The organism is Protofrankia sp. CiP1_Cm_nod2 (assembly GCF_920664355.1).
GTDB lineage: Bacteria > Actinomycetota > Actinomycetes > Frankiales > Frankiaceae > Protofrankia.
In genome coordinates this window covers 1-3,570 of the sequence record NZ_CAKKTL010000361.1, presented here as the reverse complement: position 1 = coordinate 3,570, position 3,570 = coordinate 1, and the positions used below count along the sequence as shown (strand labels likewise).

The following is a 3,570-nucleotide window of genomic DNA, read 5'->3' as shown; positions in this document are numbered from 1 at the left end:
CAGGTCATGGCTGAGCTGGTGAGCCGGCAGCACAGCAACCGGACCGCACTCGACAGACAGGAGAAGCGCAAGAAGGCGCTGCAAAACCAACAGCTCAAGCTGATCGAGATGCGCTACGCCGATGCCATCTCGCTCGAACACCTGAAGTCTGAACAGGAACGCATCACCCGCGAGCTTGCTCAGGCACAGCAGGTCATCGACCGCTGCTCGACCGAGATCGAGGCCGTCATGAAGGTGGTCGAGGAAGCACTGCTGCTGTGCGCCAACGCGCACCGGCTGTACCTCAGTGCTCCGCCCGACGTCCGCCGACAGCTCAACCAAGCCGTCTTCGCCCGCCTCTGGATCATGGACGACCAGGTGCAGTGCGCGGACCTCACCGAAGGCTTCGCCCACCTCCTCGCCCCTGATCCTGCCGCACGGCTGGCGGAGGCGAAGAACAGCGAAGACGCGAAGATCGAAACACGCTCCCGCCCCGGTAGGGGCCGGGGACGGTCCACCGGCGCGCAGAGCGCCAGCCTGGAACTGGTGCGGCCCACGGACGCCATACAGCGTCCGCACGGCCCACTTCCCGCCGATGCGACGAACCCCGGACCCAACCGGGACCGGGGTTCAAACGTGACCGTTTTGGTGTCCGAGGGGGGACTTGAACCCCCACGCCCTTAGAGGGCACTAGCACCTCAAGCTAGCGCGTCTGCCATTCCGCCACCCGGACCTGCAACGAACCAAGACTCTACACGGCTTGCGGGCGGGTCGGCGTGGGGGTCCTCCTCATCTGGGCGGCTTCTTCTGGATCTTCGGAGGTCCCATGGCTCCGGCCTTCGGAAGCCCTGCGGCTCAGGGTGAATGGAGGCCCTGGCCCTGGGCGCGCGGGGCCGGTGTGATGCGGCTGGTCCGGCGGGGCCTGGCCGCGCCCGCGGCCTCGGTCTGACGAGCTGGTCAGGCCAGCCGGGAACGGTTTGGCCAGTCCGAGAAGCGCCCTGCCGCGGCCATGGGAGCGGTCGGGCCGGGCCTGGGAGCGCTCTGCCGCGGGTCTGGGAGCGGTCGGACCGGGCCTGGGAGCGGGTCGGGCCGGGCCTGGGCCGGTCAGGTGCCGGCCCGGGGGCGGTGAGACGGGGCTGATGCGTCGGTGGGCCCGCCAGTCGGGCAAGCTGGTCTCCGACACCTCATCAGGACCCCGGCCACGGAGGCGGATCGAGATCGTGACGACGTCGGTTCATCGCAGGATCGCCGAGGAGCTCGGCGTGCGTGAGGGGCAGGTGACCGCGGCCGTCGACCTGCTCGACGGCGGGGCCACCGTGCCGTTCATCGCCCGCTACCGCAAGGAGGCGACCGGCATGCTCGACGACGCCCAGCTGCGGACCCTTGAGGAGCGGCTGCGCTACCTGCGCGAGCTGGAGGACCGGCGCGCCGCGATCCTGGAGTCGATCCGTTCCCAGGGCAAGCTGGACGACGCGCTCGAGGCGCAGATCCTGGCCGCCGACTCCAAGGCCCGCCTGGAGGACATCTACCTGCCCTACAAGCCCAAACGCCGCACCAAGGCCCAGATCGCCCGGGAGGCCGGTCTGGAGCCGCTCGCCGAGACACTGCTGGCCGACCCGTCACAGGATCCGCAGGCGACGGCCGCCCCCTTCGTCGACCCGGAGAAGGGTGTCGCCGACACGGCCGCCGCTCTCGAGGGCGCGCGGGCCATCCTGGTCGAGCGTTTCGCCGAGGACGCGGACCTGATCGGGACGCTGCGTGAGCGGATGTGGACGCGCGGCCGGCTCGTCTCCCGGGTACGGGAGGGCCGGCAGGACGCCGGCGCCAAGTTCGCCGACTACTTCGACTTTGCCGAGCCCTTCACCTCGCTGCCCTCGCACCGGATTCTGGCGCTGTTCCGCGGCGAGAAGGAGGAGGTCCTCGACCTCACCCTCGATCCGGAACCCGCCGACCCGGCCGCTGCCGGTGGGCCGGCCGACGGCGGGGGCACCGCCGACGGGCGGCCGGCGGCAGCGGCCGTGGCCGTGCCCCGGCAGGCGGCGGCACAGCCGAGCAGCTACGAGGTCACCGTCGCCGCGCGCTTCGCCGTCGCCGACAACGGCCGCCCGGCCGACCGCTGGCTGCTGGAGACGGTCCGCTGGGCGTGGCGGACCCGCATCCTCGTCCATCTCGACATCGACCTGCGGATGCGGCTGTGGCAGGCGGCGGAGGACACCGCCGTCCGGGTGTTCGCGGTGAACCTGCGTGACCTGCTGCTGGCGGCGCCCGCCGGCGTGCGGGCGACCATGGGGCTCGACCCGGGGCTGCGCACCGGGGTGAAGGTCGCGGTGGTCGACCCGACCGGCCAGGTGGTGGCGACCGAGACGATCTACCCGCACGAGCCGCGGCGGCGCTGGGACGAGTCGATCGCCGTCCTCGCCCGGCTCGCGCACGCCCACAACGTCGAACTGGTCGCGATCGGCAACGGGACCGCGTCCCGGGAGACCGACAGGCTTGCGGGCGAGCTGGCCAAACGGCATCCGGAGCTCAGGCTCACCTCGGTGGTGGTGTCCGAGGCCGGCGCCTCGGTGTACTCCGCGTCCGCCTATGCCTCGCGGGAGCTGCCCGAGCTGGACGTGTCGCTGCGCGGCGCGGTGTCCATCGCCCGCCGGCTGCAGGATCCGCTGGCGGAACTGGTCAAGATCGACCCCCGTTCGATCGGGGTCGGCCAGTATCAGCACGACCTCTCCGAGGTGAAGCTGTCGCGTTCGCTGGACGCGGTGGTGGAGGACTGCGTCAACGCCGTCGGCGTCGACGTCAACACCGCCTCGGCGCCGCTACTGACGCGCGTGTCGGGCATCGGCGAGGGGCTGGCGGAGAACATCGTGCGCCACCGGGACGCCCATGGCCCGTTCCGGTCCCGCCGGGCGCTCATCGACGTCCCGCGGCTGGGGCCGAAGGCGTTCGAGCAGTGCGCCGGCTTCCTGCGCATCCGTGGTGGCGACGACCCGCTGGACGCCTCCAGCGTGCACCCGGAGGCGTATCCGGTGGTACGCCGCATCCTCACGGCCACGGACAGCGACATCACGACGGTGATCGGTAACAGCTCGGCGTTGCGGGCGCTGCGGCCGACGGACTTCGTCGACGACACCTTCGGCCTGCCGACCGTCACCGACATCCTCCGGGAGCTGGAGAAGCCGGGCCGGGACCCGCGCCCGGCGTTCCGGACCGCGGCGTTCGCCGAGGGGGTGGAGACGCTCGCCGACCTCGCGCCCGGCATGGTGCTGGAGGGTGTGGTCACCAACGTCGCCGCGTTCGGTGCGTTCGTCGACGTCGGGGTGCACCAGGACGGGCTCGTCCACGTCTCGGCGATGTCGCGGAACTTCGTCTCCGACCCGCGCGAGGTGGTCAAGCCCGGTGACATCGTCCGGGTGAAGGTGCTCGACGTCGACATCGCCCGCAAACGCGTCTCGCTGACGCTGCGGCTCGACGACGACAGCGATGCCGGCGGCGGCCGTGCCGGCCAGCGGACGCCGTCGGGTGCGTCGTCGGGTTCCGGGCGCCGCCGGGAGCGCGGCGGCGCGCCGGCGGCCGGCCCCCGCGAGCCTGGCG

The 3,570-nt window shown here is 71.9% G+C and carries 1 protein-coding gene, 1 tRNA gene and 1 pseudogene; 2 read left to right on the top strand and 1 reads right to left on the bottom strand.

Translation table 11 applies throughout. The features are described 5' to 3' along the window. Positions 1–663 (top strand): annotated as a pseudogene (locus tag NBW84_RS23355) (hypothetical protein); the annotation flags it as partial. Here the strand turns inward: NBW84_RS23355 and NBW84_RS23350 are convergent. Further along, a tRNA-Leu gene (locus NBW84_RS23350) sits at positions 626–712 on the bottom strand. The pseudogene NBW84_RS23355 and the gene NBW84_RS23350 overlap by 38 nt on opposite strands. Before the next feature lie 487 nt (positions 713–1,199). Here NBW84_RS23350 and NBW84_RS23345 point away from each other — a divergent pair. Then, positions 1,200–3,570: Tex family protein (locus tag NBW84_RS23345; RefSeq protein WP_250287433.1), on the top strand; the 2,371-nt coding region annotated here is incomplete at its 3' end.